The 18,517-nt window shown below is 35.0% G+C and carries 16 protein-coding genes; 4 read left to right on the forward strand and 12 right to left on the reverse strand.

The genetic code is table 11. The features are described from left to right. Window positions 1-268: 268 nt before the first annotated feature. The gene (gene trpS, locus RT250_RS03560) at window positions 269-1,237 is read left to right on the forward strand and encodes a tryptophan--tRNA ligase (protein WP_313112225.1); all 969 of its coding nucleotides are present in this window, start codon (window positions 269-271) and stop codon (window positions 1,235-1,237) included. Here the strand turns inward: trpS and dprA are convergent. Further along, on the reverse strand, window positions 1,234-2,337 hold the full coding sequence (dprA, locus tag RT250_RS03565; RefSeq protein WP_313112226.1) for a DNA-processing protein DprA: 1,104 nt from the start codon (window positions 2,335-2,337) through the stop codon (window positions 1,234-1,236). The two genes, trpS and dprA, sit on opposite strands and share 4 nt — an antisense overlap. Window positions 2,338-2,533: 196 nt before the next feature. On the opposite strand from dprA, the gene RT250_RS03570 reads away from it, so the two are divergent. The 3 genes from RT250_RS03570 to RT250_RS03580 all read left to right on the forward strand — a co-directional run bounded on the left by RT250_RS03570 (window position 2,534) and on the right by RT250_RS03580 (window position 7,832). After that, the gene (locus tag RT250_RS03570) at window positions 2,534-3,472 is read left to right on the forward strand and encodes an HU domain-containing protein (RefSeq protein ID WP_313112228.1); all 939 of its coding nucleotides are present in this window, start codon (window positions 2,534-2,536) and stop codon (window positions 3,470-3,472) included. A 90-nt stretch (window positions 3,473-3,562) separates the two neighbouring features. Then, window positions 3,563-4,072 (forward strand): acyl-CoA thioesterase, encoded by a 510-nt coding sequence (locus RT250_RS03575; RefSeq protein ID WP_313112230.1) that lies wholly within the window; start codon window positions 3,563-3,565, stop codon window positions 4,070-4,072. 160 nt (window positions 4,073-4,232) lie between these two features. Beyond that, window positions 4,233-7,832, forward strand: a complete 3,600-nt coding sequence (locus tag RT250_RS03580) for a S8 family serine peptidase (protein ID WP_313112231.1) — start codon at window positions 4,233-4,235, stop codon at window positions 7,830-7,832. 491 nt (window positions 7,833-8,323) lie between these two features. Here RT250_RS03580 and RT250_RS03585 read toward each other — a convergent pair whose 3' ends face one another. From RT250_RS03585 to RT250_RS03635, 11 genes are all read right to left on the reverse strand, one after another. After that, window positions 8,324-9,613 carry a murein hydrolase activator EnvC family protein gene (locus RT250_RS03585; RefSeq protein WP_313112233.1) on the reverse strand — a complete coding sequence of 430 codons (1,290 nt, stop codon included), beginning with the start codon at window positions 9,611-9,613 and terminating at the stop codon, window positions 8,324-8,326. Beyond that, entirely contained in the window at window positions 9,614-10,378 is a 765-nt protein-coding gene (gene lolB1 / locus RT250_RS03590; protein WP_313112235.1) for a lipoprotein insertase outer membrane protein LolB1, read from the reverse strand. Between the two features lie 4 nt (window positions 10,379-10,382). Further along, complete coding sequence (locus RT250_RS03595) at window positions 10,383-11,780, reverse strand: tetratricopeptide repeat protein (protein WP_313112237.1); 1,398 nt, start codon at window positions 11,778-11,780, stop codon at window positions 10,383-10,385. 90 nt (window positions 11,781-11,870) lie between these two features. Next, window positions 11,871-12,887 carry a sugar phosphate nucleotidyltransferase gene (locus tag RT250_RS03600; protein ID WP_313112239.1) on the reverse strand — a complete coding sequence of 339 codons (1,017 nt, stop codon included), beginning with the start codon at window positions 12,885-12,887 and terminating at the stop codon, window positions 11,871-11,873. 131 nt (window positions 12,888-13,018) lie between these two features. Continuing rightward, the gene (gene dut / locus RT250_RS03605; protein ID WP_313112241.1) at window positions 13,019-13,453 is read right to left on the reverse strand and encodes a dUTP diphosphatase; all 435 of its coding nucleotides are present in this window, start codon (window positions 13,451-13,453) and stop codon (window positions 13,019-13,021) included. Between the two features lie 11 nt (window positions 13,454-13,464). Then, complete coding sequence (locus RT250_RS03610) at window positions 13,465-13,941, reverse strand: hypothetical protein (RefSeq protein WP_313112243.1); 477 nt, start codon at window positions 13,939-13,941, stop codon at window positions 13,465-13,467. Window positions 13,942-13,949: 8 nt separating this feature from the next. After that, the gene (locus RT250_RS03615; protein ID WP_313112245.1) at window positions 13,950-15,404 is read right to left on the reverse strand and encodes a lipopolysaccharide biosynthesis protein; all 1,455 of its coding nucleotides are present in this window, start codon (window positions 15,402-15,404) and stop codon (window positions 13,950-13,952) included. A 103-nt stretch (window positions 15,405-15,507) separates the two neighbouring features. Next, window positions 15,508-15,903 carry an acyl-CoA thioesterase gene (locus RT250_RS03620; protein WP_313112246.1) on the reverse strand — a complete coding sequence of 132 codons (396 nt, stop codon included), beginning with the start codon at window positions 15,901-15,903 and terminating at the stop codon, window positions 15,508-15,510. Next, window positions 15,900-17,255 (reverse strand): magnesium transporter, encoded by a 1,356-nt coding sequence (gene mgtE / locus RT250_RS03625; RefSeq protein ID WP_313112248.1) that lies wholly within the window; start codon window positions 17,253-17,255, stop codon window positions 15,900-15,902. Before mgtE ends, RT250_RS03620 begins: the two co-directional genes overlap by 4 nt. Continuing rightward, the gene (gene rsmA, locus RT250_RS03630) at window positions 17,233-18,060 is read right to left on the reverse strand and encodes a 16S rRNA (adenine(1518)-N(6)/adenine(1519)-N(6))-dimethyltransferase RsmA (RefSeq protein ID WP_313112250.1); all 828 of its coding nucleotides are present in this window, start codon (window positions 18,058-18,060) and stop codon (window positions 17,233-17,235) included. The genes mgtE and rsmA overlap by 23 nt, the downstream gene beginning before the upstream one ends. 68 nt (window positions 18,061-18,128) lie before the next feature. Next, window positions 18,129-18,461 carry a DUF4286 family protein gene (locus RT250_RS03635; protein WP_313112252.1) on the reverse strand — a complete coding sequence of 111 codons (333 nt, stop codon included), beginning with the start codon at window positions 18,459-18,461 and terminating at the stop codon, window positions 18,129-18,131. Between the last annotated feature and the right edge of the window lie 56 nt (window positions 18,462-18,517).

Raw genomic sequence — 18,517 nt, forward strand, 5'->3', positions numbered from 1 at the left:
TATAACCGGATAACACCCTATTCCATATATAATTATTATTGACCAAACTCGTGCCACCTTGAAAAAAAATGGATACCAGGAGCTTTTTAAAATACTTATTAGAAGAAAAGGGAAAAGTAAAATTGTAGCAAATGCTATTATTATATAAAACCAAATACGATAGAAAGTCGCAAATATTTGTTCAAATAATTTCATCAGGGTCAAAAGTACATATTTGAAGTATGCAAATTATTGAAAAAAGGTACCTTTGCTAAAATTTTTTAAAACCATGTCTAGAATACTTACAGGAATCCAAAGCACAGGCACACCTCACTTAGGAAATCTATTGGGCGCTTTAATTCCCGCCATAGAAATGGCAAATGATCCGAAAAACGAATCTTTCTTGTTTATTGCAGATATGCATTCGTTAACCCAAATTAAAAATGCCGAAACGCTTCGCGCAAATACCTACAGTACAGCCGCAACTTGGCTTGCTTTAGGTCTCGATGTTAATAAGGTAATATTTTATAGACAAAGCGATGTTCCACAAACAACAGAGCTCACTTGGTATTTAAACTGCTTTTTCCCGTTTCAACGTCTTACATTGGCACATTCTTTTAAAGATAAAGCAGACCGTCTTGAAGATGTAAACGCTGGACTTTTCACTTACCCGATGCTAATGGCGGCAGATATCTTATTATATGACGCCGAAATAGTACCAGTTGGGAAAGATCAGATGCAACACATTGAAATAACTCGCGATGTAGCCTCCCGTTTCCACACACAAATGGGCGAAACATTCGTAATGCCTAAAGGACAAGTGCGAGAAGAGACTAAGTATGTTCCAGGTACCGATGGTTCAAAAATGAGTAAATCGAAAAATAATTATATCAATATCTTTTTAGCCGATAAAAAGTTGCGAAAGCAAGTAATGGCTATAGAAACTGATAGCACTCCATTGGAAGAACCTAAAAACCCAGACACTTGTAACATTTACAATATTTATAAGTTATTAGCTACTCCTGAAGAAATTGCGCAAATGCGTAAAAATTATCAAGGTGGAAACTACGGGTATGGTCATGCAAAGCAAGCGCTGTTTGAATTAATTATTGAGAAGTTCTCTGAAGAACGTAAACGCTACAACTACTTTATGGAAAATCTTGATGAAGTTGATGCAGCACTTGCAACGGGTGCAGCAAAAGCTCGTAAAGTTGCCGATGGCGTTTTAAAAAGAGTAAGAGAGAAAGTTGGCTACTAGACCAACTGAAATAATTTTCCAGGCAAAGGGCGTATTACGCCCTTTATCTCCATATTCATAAGAATGCTAGCTGTTTTATATGCGGGAATATTACATTCCAGAGCGATTACATCTAGCATTTCTTTTTCTTTATCTTTTAAAAATCGAAAAATAACCTTTTCCTCGTCATCCAGTTCAACAAATAGTTGAGTTTGTTTAGGCTTCTTATTTTCTTGAATTTCCCAGCCTAATAAGTAAATTATATCTGCAGCGCTAGTTATTAAATGCGCTTTTTGTTGCTTTATTAAATTGTTACAACCCTTACTCTGCTTGTCTGAAGCTCTACCTGGAATTGCAAAAACTTCACGATTATATGATTGTGCTATATCTGCAGTAACCAAACTACCTCCTTTTTCGGCAGATTCTATTACAACCGTCGCTTCTGAAAGACCAGCAATAATCCTGTTTCTTTTTAAGAAGTTGTTTCTATCAAAAGCATCACTACTCCAAAATTCAGTTATAAAGCCTCCGTTTTCTTCAATTTTCGAAGCATAGCGTTTGTGATCTTTAGGATACATTTGATTCAAACCGTGAGCCAGACACGCTATGTTTTGTAACTTATTATCTATTGCAGCTTTATGAGCGCAAATATCTACCCCATAAGCCAAACCAGAAACAATTACAGGGTTTAGGGGAGCGAGGTCTTCAATTAACTGTTGACAGATAGCATTGCCATAACTAGTAATTTTACGAGTACCTACTATACTTATTATACGTTTTCCAACTAAATCGATATTACCCTTGTGGAAAAATAAAATTGGGCCGTCTATGCAGTGTTTAAGTTTCTCTGGATAAGTTTTGTCTTGAAAATAACTATACTCAATATTATTAGCCTCAATAAACTGAAGTTCTTCATCCGCTTCTTCTAATTGTCTATTCAAGTTTATATCTCTTAACCTAGACAATCCTATGCCATCAATTTTGGCGAGATTAGATTTTTTTTCTTTAAAAATTGCTTCCGCAGAACCTGTTTTTCGCAATAACTTTTTTGCGGAAATATCCCCCAAATTTGGAATACGCTGTAAAGCAAGAGTATAACGAAGTTCATTTTTTGAGAGCATAATGGTAATTTTAAAAACCTCACAGACTCTTAAAATTACAATATTTTTTCACTTTAAGCTTATCTACCTAACTATCTGCAAGTTATTATGGATGAATTCTAACAAAAAAAGCATCTAATATTCATTTTGTAAAAGATGTTGATAATTTTTTAACTGATAACTTGAACCTCTTCATAAAATAACTAACTTTGTTTCAATGCAACTTATTACCTACATAAACGATTTATTATACCGCTATGAATGCGTTATAATCCCAGGTTTTGGCGCTTTTTTAACCCGTCAAAAATCTGCTTATATCGATAGTAATACTAACACATTTCACCCACCTTCTAAAACTGTTTCCTTTAACAGACAATTACAGGCTAATGATGGTTTACTTGCTAATTATGTAGCTTCGGTCGACAAGTGTAGTTATGAAACAGCACTTCAAAAAATAAGGAACTTTACTGCTGAGGTTTCTAGAGATTTATTGGAAGGAAAAGAAGTTTCTTTTAAAAATATAGGTGAGTTTTCATTGAACGAAGAAAAATCAATTCAGTTTGAGCCTGTTCAACATCAAAACTTTAGCACCTCGTCGTTTGGACTTTCTACATTTGTTTCAGAAGAAATAAATCGCGAAATCTATAAAGAGGAGTCTAATTCTCAGAAGGAAAAAGCACCTATAACTTTAAATGCCGAAAGCAGAACTTCAAAGCCATATCTTAAATATGCAGCTATTGCAGTAATTGCTCTTTCCGCAGTTGGTTTTGGTAGCATGAAGATTTATGAATCTCAAGTTCAGGAATTCAATTACGCTGAACGTCAAAAGGCAAATTCACTTATTGAAAATCAAATTCAGGAGGCAACTTTTGTAATTTCAAATCCACTTCCAGTTTTAAGTCTAAATCTTCCAAAGCATACCGGAAACTATCATATTGTAGCAGGTGCTTACAGACTTGAGGAAAATGCAAATAAAAAAATGGAAGAATTACGTGAAAAAGGGTATTCTCCATTTAAAATGCAAGCCTCTAAATACGGACTTCATCAAGTTTTATACGCAAGTTATGAAAGTCGTTTAGAAGCTTCAAAAAAACTCTTTCAAATTCAAGCTAACGAGAATGCAGATGCTTGGATGTTGGTGCAAGAGATTAAATAATTTTACATTAATCTTGTAAAACTTACCCATATTTCTCTTTTTTCTATTCTGTTACTTTTAACTTAGATATCTTTGCCAAAAAACTATCTAATGCAAACTAAAACAGCCAAAGAATCACTTACTATATATACGGATATGGTTTTGCCTAGTGAAACCAATCCAATTGGAAACATGTTTGGAGGAGAGCTTCTAGCTCGAATGGACAGAGCCGCTAGTATTGCCGCACGTAGACACAGTAGAAGAATTGTTGTAACTGCTTCAGTAAATCACGTAGCTTTCAATAAAATGATTCCTTTAGGAAGTGTAGTTACGGTTGAAGCTAAAGTTTCTAGAGCTTTCAAAAGTTCGATGGAAGTTTATATGGATGTCTTTATTGAAGATCGTGAAAGTGGCGAAAAGAGTCTTTCAAATGAAGCCATTTATACTTTTGTGGCTGTAGATGAAATGGGGCATCCTGTAAGAGTTCCTGAATTAATTCCAGAAACTGAATTAGAAAAAGAGCGTTTTGCCGCTGCTTTACGCCGCAAACAACTAAGTTTAGTCTTAGCTGGAAAAATGAAGCCTAAGGATGCTATAGAGCTAAAATCTATTTTTCAATAAACTTACACTTAGAACGTTAAGTTTCGTTCTTTTTTTAAGCACTTTAATTGTTAAAGTAGAATATTTGTACGAAATCTTGATTGCTTTTAAAGGTTAATAAATATATTTGGAATCTTTTAGTAGAAATCCTTATGAATTTATTATTAACTTATTTGCAATTATGAAAAAAACTACACTTCCCCAGTTCAGACTTTTTTTGTTTTTTGCCTTAGTATTTGTCTTTTCGACTTCCTTTGGGCAAAATAATTACAACATCAATTTTCAGGGCGAAAATTATGAGATGCCTGAAAATATCTCAAGCTTTAAATGGAGTCAACTTCCTGTATCAGCTAAAATGGCTGAAGGCTATGTAGGTTGGGTTCAATTTTATGAAACTCCAAAGCAATCTGTTCAAGATGCTTTTAAACAAAACAATTTAGAATTAATTGAATACATTCCTCACAACACATACTTATTCTATTTCCCAAAAAATACTTCTGTAGATTTTTTAAGAAATAACGGAGTACGTTCTATTGTTGCTGTAAATGGAAATGCAAAACTTTCTAAGGAGTTACAAAACCCTCCTTATGAGTATTGGGCTATGGATGGGGATAACATTTTGGTGACTTTAGAGTTTCACAAAAATATTTCGGCAGATCAAGTTATTCAAGAGTTAGCTCAAAGACAAATTGCAGTAAAGCAACAATATAAAGGTGCAAATAATATAGAACTTTCTATTCCAAACAACTGTTTAGAGGACCTTGCAAATCTTTCATTTGTAAAATGGATTGAGTTAATTCCAGCTCCTTCTGTTCCAGATGATACTCGTGGTAGAAGTCTTCACCGTTCAAGTAATTTAGATACTCAAACTACTGCAGGTAGAAACTACACTGGTGAGGGAATTGGCGTATTATGCCGTGATGATGGTATTGTAGGACCTCATATCGATTTTCAAGGAAGAATAGACAACTCACAAGCTAGTGGTACAGGACAGAATCACGGTGATGGTGTTTCAGGAATTATGTCTGGAGCAGGAAACTTAAATCCTTCGTACAGAGGTATGGCTGCTGGTTCAACACTTCACGTAGTAAACTACATACCAAGCTTTTTAGATGGACCAACCGTTTCACTAATTAATAGCGGGGATGTAGTAATCACAAACTCTTCATATAGTAATGGTTGTAATGATGGATATACTACTATTACACGTACTGTGGATACTCAAACAAAAGATTTACCTAACCTTCTTCACGTATTCTCTGCAGGAAATTCCAATGGAAACAACTGTGGATATGGAGCTGGAAACCAATGGGGAAATATTACAGGGGGTCACAAACAAGGTAAAAACGTAATCGCTACTGCAAACGTTTATTTTGACGGTTCTTTGGTATCTTCAAGTAGTAGGGGACCTGCACATGATGGTAGAATTAAGCCAGACATTGCTGCAAATGGTCAAAATCAAATGTCTACAGATGAAAACAACACTTACCGAAGCTTCGGTGGAACTTCTGGAGCTGCTCCAGGTATTGCTGGTGTTTCGGCTCAATTATACGAAGCCTATGCAGGATTAAATGGCGGAGATCTTCCTCAATCTGCACTAATTAAAGCGGCTTTATTAAACACTGCTAACGATGCTGGAAACGTTGGACCTGATTACAAGTTTGGTTTTGGTATAGTAAACGGACTTCGCGCTGCAAAGCTTATCGAAGACGAACGTTATCTTTCTAGCACTATCTCACAAGGTGATGCAAACAACCACTCAATAAATGTTCCTGCAGGTACTAAGCAAGTGCGTTTTATGGTATATTGGAGTGATGCTCCTGCATCTCCAGGCGCTAACCCAGCGTTGGTTAACGATTTAGATTTAGTGGTAAATGATCCAAATAATACAGATCACCTACCGTATATTCTAGATCCAACTCCAAATCCTACAACATTAAACTTACCGGCTACAAATGGTATAGATCGTCTTAATAACGTGGAACAAGTTGTGATTAACAATCCAACATCAGGAAACTACGACATAAACGTAACAGGTTTTAATGTACCTGTTGGTCCACAAGAGTACTTTGTGGTATATGAAGTTATTTCTGAAAACATCACTGTAACTTACCCTAATGGAGGTGAAAGTGTAGTTCCAGGTGAAGCTGAATCCATCCACTGGGATGCCGTTGCAGTAAACACTACTTCAAGTTTTGAACTTGAGTACTCACTTGATAATGGAAATAGCTGGAACAACATTGCAACTGTTTCTAGCTCGACAACTAACTACGAATGGAATGTACCAAACTCAGTGTCTGGTAAAGCGTTAATTCGCGTAAGCAATGGATCGTCCCAAGATGTAAGTGACGATACTTTTGACATTGCTCCTTTAGTAACAGGATATTTAGTTAGTCAAGTGTGTCCATCTACAGCAACCTTTACTTGGAATGCTGTTACAGATGCAGAATCTTACGATTTTTATATACTAGGTGAAAAATACATGGAGGTTGTTGGTACTTCTAATACTAACTCTATTACTGTTCCAATTACAGACCCAGAAGCAACGCTATGGTATGCAGTTTTAGCGAAAAATGATACAGAAGGTTGGGAAGGACGTAGAAGTGTTGCAAGAAAGCACGACGGTGGACTACTTAACTGTACGTTATCTAATGATGTTGCTGTTGAGGTAAATAACACTCCAAGTGACTTCAATCAAATTTGTAATCCAGGACCTGTGACTGTTTCGGCTAAGTTGACAAATACTGGTATTGATTCACAAACTAATTTTGATGTTAGTTATCAATTAGACAGTGGAAGTATTGTTACTGAAACATTTACAGAAACACTTACTTCGGGTCAGACTATGATTTTTGATTTTGCAGAGCAAATTAATATAACGACAAGTGGAACTTACAATTTAACTGTTTCGATAGATTTACCAGGTGATGAAAACCCAAATAACGATGAGGATACACTTACCTTCTATTCAGCAACTGAAGCAGCTCAGTTAGATTACGAAGAGCCGTTTGATGTAAACGGAATGCCACCTGAGGGATGGACTATCTTTAATCCAGACAATAGTATTACATGGACGCCTAGAAGTGTTACCGGAAGTGATGGAGCCACTACTTTAACTGCTTACGTTGATAACAATACCTACAACGGCAATGGACAAGAAGATATACTACAAACTCTGTATATTGACTTAACAACCGCGAATACAGCAAACTTAAGTTTTGACCTTGCTAAAGCGCAATACTCTTCAAGTTTCTCTGATGCTTTTAGAGTAGATATATCCACCGATTGTGGAGCTACTTTTAATCAAATATATTACAAACAAGGTTTAGATCTTTCTACAATACCAGGATATTTTACTGGACCTTGGGTTCCTAATTCAGCCAATCATTGGCGTACAGAAACTATAGATCTATCAGCTTATTTAGGCGAAAATGTTCAATTTAGATTTGTAAATATTACTGGTTATGGAAATAGCACGTATATTGATAATATAAACGTTAATGGATCATTAGGTATAGATAAAGAAATTTTCAGCAATGTAACCATGTACCCTAACCCTGCATCTAGTGAAGTGGTTATCAATCTAAACACTAGTATTCAAAACGATGTTTCTATTGAACTATACAACAGCTTAGGCCAAAGATTACAGACTATTACCGAAACTGAAATGACTGGAAAAACAAGAGGAACACTTAATGTTTCTGGATACGCTACAGGTATCTACTTTGTTAAAATAAAGTCTGGAAAAACTAGTGCTACTAAAAAATTGATAGTACAGTAAAAATTCAAGTAAGGTAAAATTCTAATTTCCTTTAAGAGGCTGTCTAAAAAGACAGCCTCTTTTTTTTGTCAATCAGCATCGTTAAAACATAAAGTTCATTTCCATAAAGTTTTCAGTTGAAGTGGTTGTAAAAAATTTTATTTGGTATTGTAAACGTCCAATTCTTAATTAGCTGAAAAACCATAGTATTATCACTATACCTATGAGAATAGATATCCCATATTTATGATTAACAATAATTTTATAGGTATTAATTAGCAAGTAATTAGTAGAAATAGGAGTTAGCGAAACCGAGTATGATAATCTATTCTAGATATTTCGGGTTTAAATTAATTTAAAGAACAACTTGGCAAATCAATTATAATCCGAATTATGATAAGTATACCTGTGATATTCAAAGGATGAAAACATGTGGTATAGAACCATTATATTGTAAATTCCAGCAAAATCTTGCCCTTTAAAATTAAGTGCATTTTGCTTAAGAAAATATACTACATTCTATAAATCCAATCGGCTGGATTAATTTTTGTCTTATTCTTGTAAATATAAAACTTTAATAGTGTACGCCCTTCTGTAGCGCTTTTTGCTACGGTACCAATAGTTTGTTTGGTAGATACTTTATCGCCTTTGTTTACGGAAACTGTAGCCAAATTACTGTACACAGACAAATAGTCTCCATGCTGAATAATAATCACCTTATTGGCACCTTTTATCATTTGTATAGATAAAACTTGTCCTTCAAAAATAGAACGCACAGCAGAGTTATCATTTGTAGCAATTTCAACTCCACTATTATTAGTTGTAACATTCGGGAATTGTGGATGCCTATGCGTACCAAAACTCTTAGTTACCATTCCTTTTTCTACTGGCCAAGGCAGTTTTCCTTTGTTATTTGTAAAACTCGCTGCCAAGGCCTTGTCTTCAGCAGTTAATGAAAATTCTTCCGATTTAGCTGGCTTTGTTATTTTGTTTTTTGTTGTAGTAGCTACCGTTGTTCCTTTTGCTTTAGCTTCAGCAGCCGCTTTTTCTCTTGCAACTCTGTTTGCTTCTTCAATTGCAGCTCTAATTATTGCTTCAATTTGACGGTCTATAGCATCGGCTTCTTTTTGCTTTTCACGTATTTGCGAAACAAATTTGCCCTCATCTTTCTTTAAAGTAGCCATTAGAGCTTGTTGATTCTTTTTCTCCTCGGTAAGCTTTCTTTTTGCTTGTTCATTTTCGGCAATCAACTTTTGTTTTTGCTTTTTCTGATCTATTAAATTAGCATTTAATAGTTGTAATTCATCAGTTTTTGCTTTTATACCTTCACCTTGTTTTTTTCTAAACGCCGCGTATTGCTTCATATACTGAACCCGTTTATAGGCTTGTAGAAAGTTTTCAGATGAAAGCAAAAACATTATTCTACTCTGTTGGTTTTTGCTTTTATACGATTTTTGAATCATGGCTGCATAATCAGCTTTCATCACTTTTAACTCCTCACGAAGGGCACTTATTTTATTGATATTATCGTTAATATTTCGAGTAAGCAAGTTTGCTTGTTGGTTTGTAACTCGAATTAAATTTTCTGAAGCTGTAATACGTTGATTTAAATCTTCTACTTGTGAAAGCACAGATTTTTCTTCTTTTCTAGTTTTAAAAAGAAGAGAGTTTATTTGCTTAATCTCCTTAAGTATAGCTTGTCGTTTTTCCTCTAGTTCCTTTTGTTTGTCTATTTGGGCAAAGGAAGAAGTAACTGTTAGGAAACAGAAAAATAATAAAATATATGTCGAGAATTGCTTCATTTAATTAAGTTGAATTTCTTCGTAACCTTCCGGAATATCAAATGGAAAACCTATGTTCACATTCAAATCAATTTTTCTAAACGTAATTTCAATTAATGTGCTCGATTCGTTTTCAGAAGTATTAATCATTATACCTTTTGGAAAATATTGTTCTTCCACCTTTTGATAGTCTCCATAACGAATAGCCAATATGCGATTGTCATCAGGTTGCGATAATGTTTCTGAAGCTATTTTAAAATTATCCGGGTTTATAAAAAGCGAATGTATAAAATTCCTAGGCTGTTGTTTTGGTTGAATTTTGAATTTATTCTGAAACACCTCAGACGAATAATCTCCAGGGTTTAAAGTAAATATTGATTGCCCTAAAAGTAGATTTTGTGCCTGCTGAAAGTTGATTGGCGTACCCAGCCATTCACCTAAAAGTGCAAAATCACCTTCAAAATAAGTTTTTCCGATTGTTTCATAATAGCTAACGCTTGTTGGCGTGATTAACACTTTTGCAATTGTAATTCCTAAGATGGAAGCTTTCACCCAAATGTTTTTATCTTTTTCCATGCGCAAGCTAACGGTTATGCTTTGCGACTTCTTTTCGTCTTCATACTGCAACTGCATACGGCCTGCCAAGGTTTTAAATTCGGGAGCAGCCATTTTATGAGAAGAAATAACTTCCTTAGCAGAAGTGTGTTTTACGTTAGTTACAGACTTAGTTCCTCCACAAGAGGCTAGTATAAGTAAAAAGATTAAGTAATATGGTTTCAGCTTCATAAAACTAATTAGGCATTTTAAGATTCACAGCTTTATCTGAATAGATTTTTGCTTTTTTTGCATCGCCTTTTTGCGAATAAGCTAAACTAAGTTGATTGTAAAAATCACGCTCCATTTTGAGATCTTCCATTAAAAAGTCCAATCCCATCTCTAAACTTTCAATGGCGTTATCGCTCAGTTTTAAGCCATTGTTTGCAACTCCGTTAAGCAAATATAAAAGTGGTTGCGCTGGAAAAATTTCCAATCCTTCCGAGCTCAGTTTGGCCGCAGCTTCATATTTTTGAAAATCGATTTGCAACAAGATGGTATTTTTTAAAAGATTGAAATTGTCTGGATTAATAACAATCCCTTTTTCATAAGCTTTTAAGGCATCTTCTTTTCTGTTTTTTGCAGCGTAATAGTCTCCTATCTTTTCATAAACACGTCCATTTTCAACAGAAAACTGTGCTACCACTTTTGTCAGTTCTGCTTCATAATCTGGATTTGAATTTACAAACTGAATAAAATCTGCGAGAACTTTATTTTTAGTTTCTTTATCAATCTCCTCAGATGCAAACACAGTTTTCATCGAGTTTATTGCCTCAGTAGCATTTCCATCACCTAAGTAAAATTTGTAAAGTGCTAAATGCACTATCTCAGATTTAGGGTTAGTTTTCAATAAACTTTTTGCTGTTTCGAAGGCTTTTTCGGTATTTCCTTGCTCGCTATACAGGTAGATAAGGTTTAAGTATTCTCTTTCATTTTTAGGATTTTTGTCAATCTTGCCTTCAAGATTTTCTATTGCACCTTCAGTATTTCCGGTAGCGCGGTATATCTGCGCTCTTAACGCATTGCGAATATCCGATTCACCCCAAGTTTCATCTAAATCGTCTAACTGTTTTAAAGCTTCGTCATACTTCTTTGTAAGCGTATATAGGTTTGCAAGATCTTCTTTATAATCCTCATCAAATTCCACTAACTTTTTTACGAGAGGAATTGATTTTTCATACTCTTTTTGACGATAGTATAAGTCGTAAAACTGTTCAAGAACATCTAGCCTATCACCTTGAGCTTTAAGCACTTTATTGAAATTTATTTCAGCAAGGTCATACTCTTTTAAAAAGACGTGGTTTTTACCCATCTCAAAATACACCACCGCTTTATTTTCTTCAGTGTTGGCAGCTTTTTCAGCCTTATTTAATGCTGAAAGTGCCAGCTCGTAGTTTTCTATCGCTTTCTGTTTAAGACCTTCGAAAAAATTTTCCTGAAATGCATCACTTACATTCCCCAACTCATCCATCGGGTTTTCAACAGTATCATTATTGTCTTTGGGTGAAGAAGGATTTATTTCTTGAGCATAAATATGCTGCGGAACAATAATTCCAAAGAGAAAAATGATAGTATATAAAAAACGTTGTTTCAAGTTTTATGTCTGTTCAAGCCCAGGCGAGACTTCAGTTGTAAATTTAAGTATTAATGTCCCCTCGACTGCATTCAAGGGGACATTTGTATGCTATTTCAATTCAGAATAATCTCCAATACTCACATTGGTAAATTTACCATCAAATGTAGCGTAATTACCAATCATCGCATTGTCAAGATTAGCGTTTTTAATCTTAGAATTTGTCTGAATTATAGTGTTTTTCACTGTGCTATCCTCAACTACCGTACCTTTACCTAAAGATACAAACGGACCTACCGTGCTATTTTTTAATACTACGCCTTCCCCAATAAAGCAAGGCTCGATTATTTTAGAATTTTCAGTAGTAATATTTTCTGAAATTAATTGCTGATTTGCATCTGCAAGAAAGCCCAACATTCTTTGATTGGTTTCAACTGTTACTTCTTTATTACCACAGTCCATCCACTCATCTACGGTTCCGGTTTTAAATATTTTTCCAGACGACATCATTCTTTTAATTCCGTCGTTAATTTGATATTCACCTCCGTTTATAATGTTGTTATCTAATACAAACTGCAGCTCATTTTTGAGTTGAGCCACATCTTTAAAGTAATAGATTCCTATCACAGCTTGGTCGCTTACGAATTCTTCTGGCTTTTCAACCAACTCGATAATTTCGTTTTTCTCATTCAAGTTTACCACTCCATATGCTTCTGGATTTTCTACTCTTTTAGTCCAAATCACAGCATCTGCATCTTTATCTAGGTCGAAATCTGCGCGAATTAGAGTATCGGCATAAGCGATTACCGCTGGGCCAGATAATGAATCTTTTGCACACATAATTGCGTGACCAGTTCCTTTAGGATCTAGCTGTCTGTAAATAGTTGGCTTTGCTCCTAAACCTTTTGCAAGTGTTTCAAGTTCGGCAATAACATCATCTCCAAAAAAGGCAGGATCGCCAAGAATAAATGCAATTTCGTCTATCTTTTCATTTAAAACCCCAGCAATATCTTCGACCAAACGGTGTACAATTGGTTTTCCGGCTACTGGAATTAATGGTTTTGGAACTGTTAAGGTGTGTGGGCGAAGGCGGCTTCCGCGACCTGCCATTGGTACAATAATTTTCATATATCTTCCTCTGAAAACACAGAGATTTTTATTTTATACCCTTATAAATTAAACGATTATAAGAATATTTAATTAAACTTATATTTAAATTTTATAATTCTGTTTTCAACGCTTCTATCTGTCAGAAACTACTATTTACTGCCAGTACTTCCAAACCCTCCTGCTCCACGTGATGTATCTGAAAGTTGGTCTACTTCTTCCCATTCGGCGCGTTCGTGCTTTGCAATTACTAATTGTGCAATACGTTCGGAGTTTTCAACTGTAAAATCTTCGTTTGAAAGATTCACTAAAATCACTCCAATTTCACCACGGTAGTCCGCATCTATTGTACCCGGTGAATTTAATACTGTTATTCCTTTTTTGGCTGCTAAGCCGCTTCTAGGACGAACTTGAGCTTCAAAACCAACAGGTAATTCTATAAATAGCCCTGTCTTTACAATTGCTCTTTCTAATGGCTTTAGTGTTAATGGCCCATCAATGCAAGCCCGTAAATCCATTCCGGCAGAAGCAAATGTTTCGTACGACGGTAGTGGGTAATTAGATTTGTTTATAATTTTTACTTTCAAAGCTTTTCTTTTTAATTGTTTTCCGATTTGTCGCTATCAACAACAAAATCTACAGCGTAAACCGATTTGGGAATCGTAAACATCTTTAAGTCTGTAGCTGTAAATGATAGAGTTTTTCCCTGTTTCAATTTATATTTAACAAGTAATTTGTTCTTTTTAAGCTCTGTTGCAGTAATAAAAATTTCCTGTTTAACATTACTAGGTTTAGCTATTAGCGCAACAACTTTATTCTCCTCAAAATCAATTGGTAAAATTACGTTATTCATATTTTTTGCTACTCCAAAAAACTTTTCAAAGCGCACTTTATCCCCAATAACAACTGCTTTAACAGGAGAATTAAACTCGATTTCATTTTTAGGAAAATAATTTTCTAATAACTCAACTGAAAAACCTGACTTTTCATTTTCATTTACTTCTAGGTTTTCTTTATTCGCATCATTACATGACAATAACACGAACATACAGATAATAGAAAATAATATTTTCATTTTTAACTTTACTTTTTTAATATTTTTAAAAACTCATTCTTTTCAGAATAGAATAAAATACCGATAAACAGTAATAATAACGCAGATCCTATCCAAATATTTCGATCGAAGAGGTAAAAGGAAATTGCTGAAAAGCCTATAGCTAAAACTAAGTAGCTAACTATCTTTTTTACCTCATAAGGAACATTGTAATACTTACGGCCGTAAAGGTACGAAAGCACCATCATACTTCCATAAGCAGCCAGAGTTGCAAAGGCCGAACCTATATACCCGATATACGGAATTAGAACAAAGTTTAGCACTAGGGTAACTACAGCTGCAAAAACTGAAATATAAGCTCCGTATTTAGTACGGTCTGTAACTTTATACCACACTGAAAGATTGTGGTAAATTCCGAGAAACAGATTTGCTAATAAAATAATAGGTACAATTTTAATCGCCTCCCAATATTGGCTATTTGGGATTAGAATTTGTTTAAAAAGATCTATATAAACTATTACTCCCAGTAAAATAAGGCAACCGCAGAGCGTAAAATATTTGGTGATAGTTGCATAGGTGGTTTTTGCATTTGCATGCCCCGAGTGATTAAAGAAAAATGGTTCTATTCCCAAACGGAAAGCCATTACAAAGAGCGTCATAAACATTCCTAGCTTGTAACAAGCCGAATATAGACCAACCTCAACCTCAGCAACGTTTTCAGGTAATAGATACTTTAACAGTATTCTATCAAAGGCTTCATTAATACTAAATGCAATTCCGGCAATAAGAACAGGAATTGCATATTTCATCATTTGGTTCCAAATAGTTTTACTGAAGCCAAAACCAATTTTAACATACAAAGGAAGTAATACCAAGAGGGTTACCCCACTTGCAATTAAGTTTGCCATAAAAACATAAGCCACTTTATTCTCTGGAAACCATAGCGAATTCCAATACGTACTGTTTTCCGCCAGTTTAGGAAGCATTAATAAGAAAAACAGATTGAAAGTTAAGTTTATAACAACGTTAAAGATTTTTACTACAGCATAGCGCAAAGGCCTTTCATTTACCCTAAACCAAACAAATGGCAAAACTACCAAAGCATCCAAAGCTAAAATTAACAGACCGTAGGTAACGTATTCAGGTTTAAAATCGGCAATAACAGCAATTTGATTTCTAAAAAGCATCGTTATTCCTAGAAATACCAAAGTAGAAACTGTGAGCGATGTTAAAGTTGTGGACTGTACAATTTTCTGGTTGGTAGTGTCTTTGGTTACAAACCTGAAAAAGGCAGTTTCCATTCCGTAGCTCAACAAGACATTTCCTAAGATAAGATATGCCATTAAAGTAGAGTAAATTCCGTATTCTTCTGGCAGCATTACCGAAGTGTATAACGGCACTAATATCACAGCCATTACCCTTGGTAAAACCGTGGCTAAACCATAGATAAATGTTTGCTTAAATAGTTTTTTAAAAACGCTCAAGTAAGTTCGGCTTTATTTCCAATAAGGATTATTTAACTCCTTATACAAGTAGGCAAAAGTATTGAAAATTATGGTTTTGTAAGTAGAATGTGTACCTACTTATTTAAAGGAAAATTTTTGAAATTTCTTCAGTGATTTTAGTGGGTTTAAAAGTTTCAGCATCTAAGAAACACCAGAGTGTTTGTGCTTCAACAATAACTATACCATCTGCGGGGCGTACTATTTTATAATGCCTTTCGCTTTTCACACCTTCGTAAGATTCAATCCAGGTGTGTGTTTCTAATTCTTCCCCTAAGAATGAAGGAGCTTTGTACGAAATAAAATGATTAAGCACTACCCAAACATTTTTTTTACGTTGTTCTTCTGAAGTTTTAGAAATCCAATGAGCTTCGGCTGCTTCTAAACACCATTGAAGGTAAGTTACATTGTTAACATGGTTTAACCCATCTATTGCCGAAGCGGGTACGGTGAAATGTTGTATAAAGATATCCGATTTCAAAATCCCAGTATTAATTTAGCAATTAAGAAATAAGTTAGAATTCCGAAAACATCGTTGCTAGTAGTAATAAATGGTCCCGTTGCTACTGCAGGATCGATTCCTCTTTTATCCAAAATAATTGGAATAAAAGTTCCGATTAATGCAGCCAAAAGAATTACGCTCACAAGGGCTATACCTATACTAATAGACTCTAAATAGCTCGTTGAAAAGATAAAATGGCTTATAAAAAGTACTATAAGCGCGATGGCAAGACCGTTTACTAAGGCCAAACCAGATTCTCTAAGTAGCCTGGCAAAAATATTGCCTTTTATAGTATCATTTGCCAAACCTTGAACCACTATCGCACTAGACTGTACTCCTACATTTCCAGCCGTTGCTTGAATAAGCGGCACAAAAATTAAAATTCTTGGAAAGCTCTCTAATATTTCTTGAAATCCTGAAATTATACTTGCAGCACCTAAACCACCAAACATTCCAATTAAAAGCCAAGGTAAGCGCGCTCGAGTTTGCTTAATTATACCATCGTCGGCTTCAACATCGTGACTAATACCGGCAGCTAACTGGTAATCTTTCTCAGCCTCTTCTTTTATATAATCTACAATATCATCAATAGTAATTCTTCCAACAAGAATTCCGTCTTCATCTACTACGGGAATTGCTTCCAAATCGTATTTCTGCATAATACGAGCAACTTCATCGGCTTCGGTATTAACTCTTACGTAGTCCACTTTAGGAATATAAACCTCACTTATATGTGCTCTTCCCGGGGCTGTAAGTAAATCTTTTAAAGAAAGCCTTCCTTTCAGTCTTCCTTCTTTATCAGTAACATAAATAGAATGAACACGAGTAACATTTTCGGCTTGACGGCGCATTTCGCGTACACATCCTGCTACTGTCCAAGTTTCTTTAACGCTTACCAACTCCTTTGCCATTAACCCCCCGGCTGTATCTTCATCGTAACGAAGAAGGTCTACAATATCAGCAGCGTGTTCTTCGTCTTCGATATGCCGAATTACTTGCTTTTGAATATCGTCATCGAGTTCTGCGATAATATCGGCAGCATCATCGGTGTCCATTTCTTCAAGCTCATCTGCAATTTCTGAAGGCGAAAGGTTGTCTAATATTCGCTCTCTAAAATCTTCATCAAGTTCGATTAAGATTTCACTAGTAACCTCACTATCTAAAAGCTTTACTATATAAGTGGCTTCGTCGGTGTCTAACTCGTGTAGAAGCTCTGCTATATCGGCAAAGTGAAATTCATTTAATAATGCTTTTAGCTGCTCGCCATCGTTATTAGCAATTAGCTGTTCAACCTGCTCAATAAATTCATTAGTCAGTTGAAATTGCATCATTCTCCAGTTTTTTTGTAAGCGTTATAAATTGTGAAACAGAAAGTTGTTCTGGACGTTGGCCAAAGATAGTGTCTTCTTTTAGTTTATCAGAAATATTAAAAGATTTTAAACTATTTCGAAGCGTTTTTCTACGTTGTTGGAAAGCAGTTTTCACTACTTTATAAAGCATTTTTTCATCACACGGAATTGAAAAATCTTCTTTCCGTTTTAACCTTAGTACGCCGCTATCAACTTTTGGAGGTGGATTAAATACTGTAGGAGGCACTGTAAATAGATATTCGGCATCATAAAATGCCTGGGTTAAAACCGAAAGTATTCCGTAAGCCTTACTTCCTTCTTTCTCGCAAATACGTTGAGCAACTTCTTTTTGAAACATTCCTGTAAACTCTGGAATTTGTTCTTTCCATTCCAACATTTTAAATACAATTTGTGTTGAAATGTTATACGGGAAGTTACCTGTTATGCCAAATTGTTCATCATTGAATAGTTCTGACAGATCGTATTTCAAAAAATCTGCTTCAACAATTTTGAGATTTTTGTTTTTGTAATTTTCTTTTAAATAAACAATAGATTCGGCGTCGAGGTCCATAGCTATTACCTCAGCATCTTTATTTATTAAATATTTGGTGAGAACTCCCATTCCAGGGCCAATTTCCAAAATGTTTTTATAACCCTCAAGCGTAAGTGTATCCCCGATTTTTTCGGCAATAGCTTCGTCTTTTAAAAAGTGTTGCCCTAGGTGTTTTTTGGCGCGTACTGCACCGGTTGTATTAGCTTCTTTTTGAATCTTCGATTTTTTCTTCATTCATAACCTTTAAAAGGATGTTTAACTGTAAAAAACTGAAAAGGTTTTTCCCCACAAACGCAGCAAAATTAATTTTTTCTGAAATGCTCATTATGTGCTTCACCAATCACTTCAAGTTCGGTGCGGAAAGAAACAACTTTCCCTTCAAAAGGTAAGCTTTTACCGCGAAGTTCCTCGGCGTTTTCAGCAAAATATTTCTCCAGTGTTTCTTTACTATCTGTAGTGTATTGAACCGAATAGGTTTTTCCTCCCATTTCTTCTTCAACAACAACACGCGTCATAAGTGCTTTACTGAATTTACCTGTGGCTAGCATCGCTGGAATGTAATCAGATAACATCCACTGTAACCAAATATCGTGGATAATTTCTTCTACATTCATTGTAACGTTATATATGTACATAGTTTAATTTTATTAGAATCGAAATCCCTATCTTTCTTCAAAAGTAATGGAATATT

This window comes from Aequorivita sediminis (assembly GCF_032080575.2).
Classification (GTDB): domain Bacteria; phylum Bacteroidota; class Bacteroidia; order Flavobacteriales; family Flavobacteriaceae; genus Aequorivita; species Aequorivita sediminis.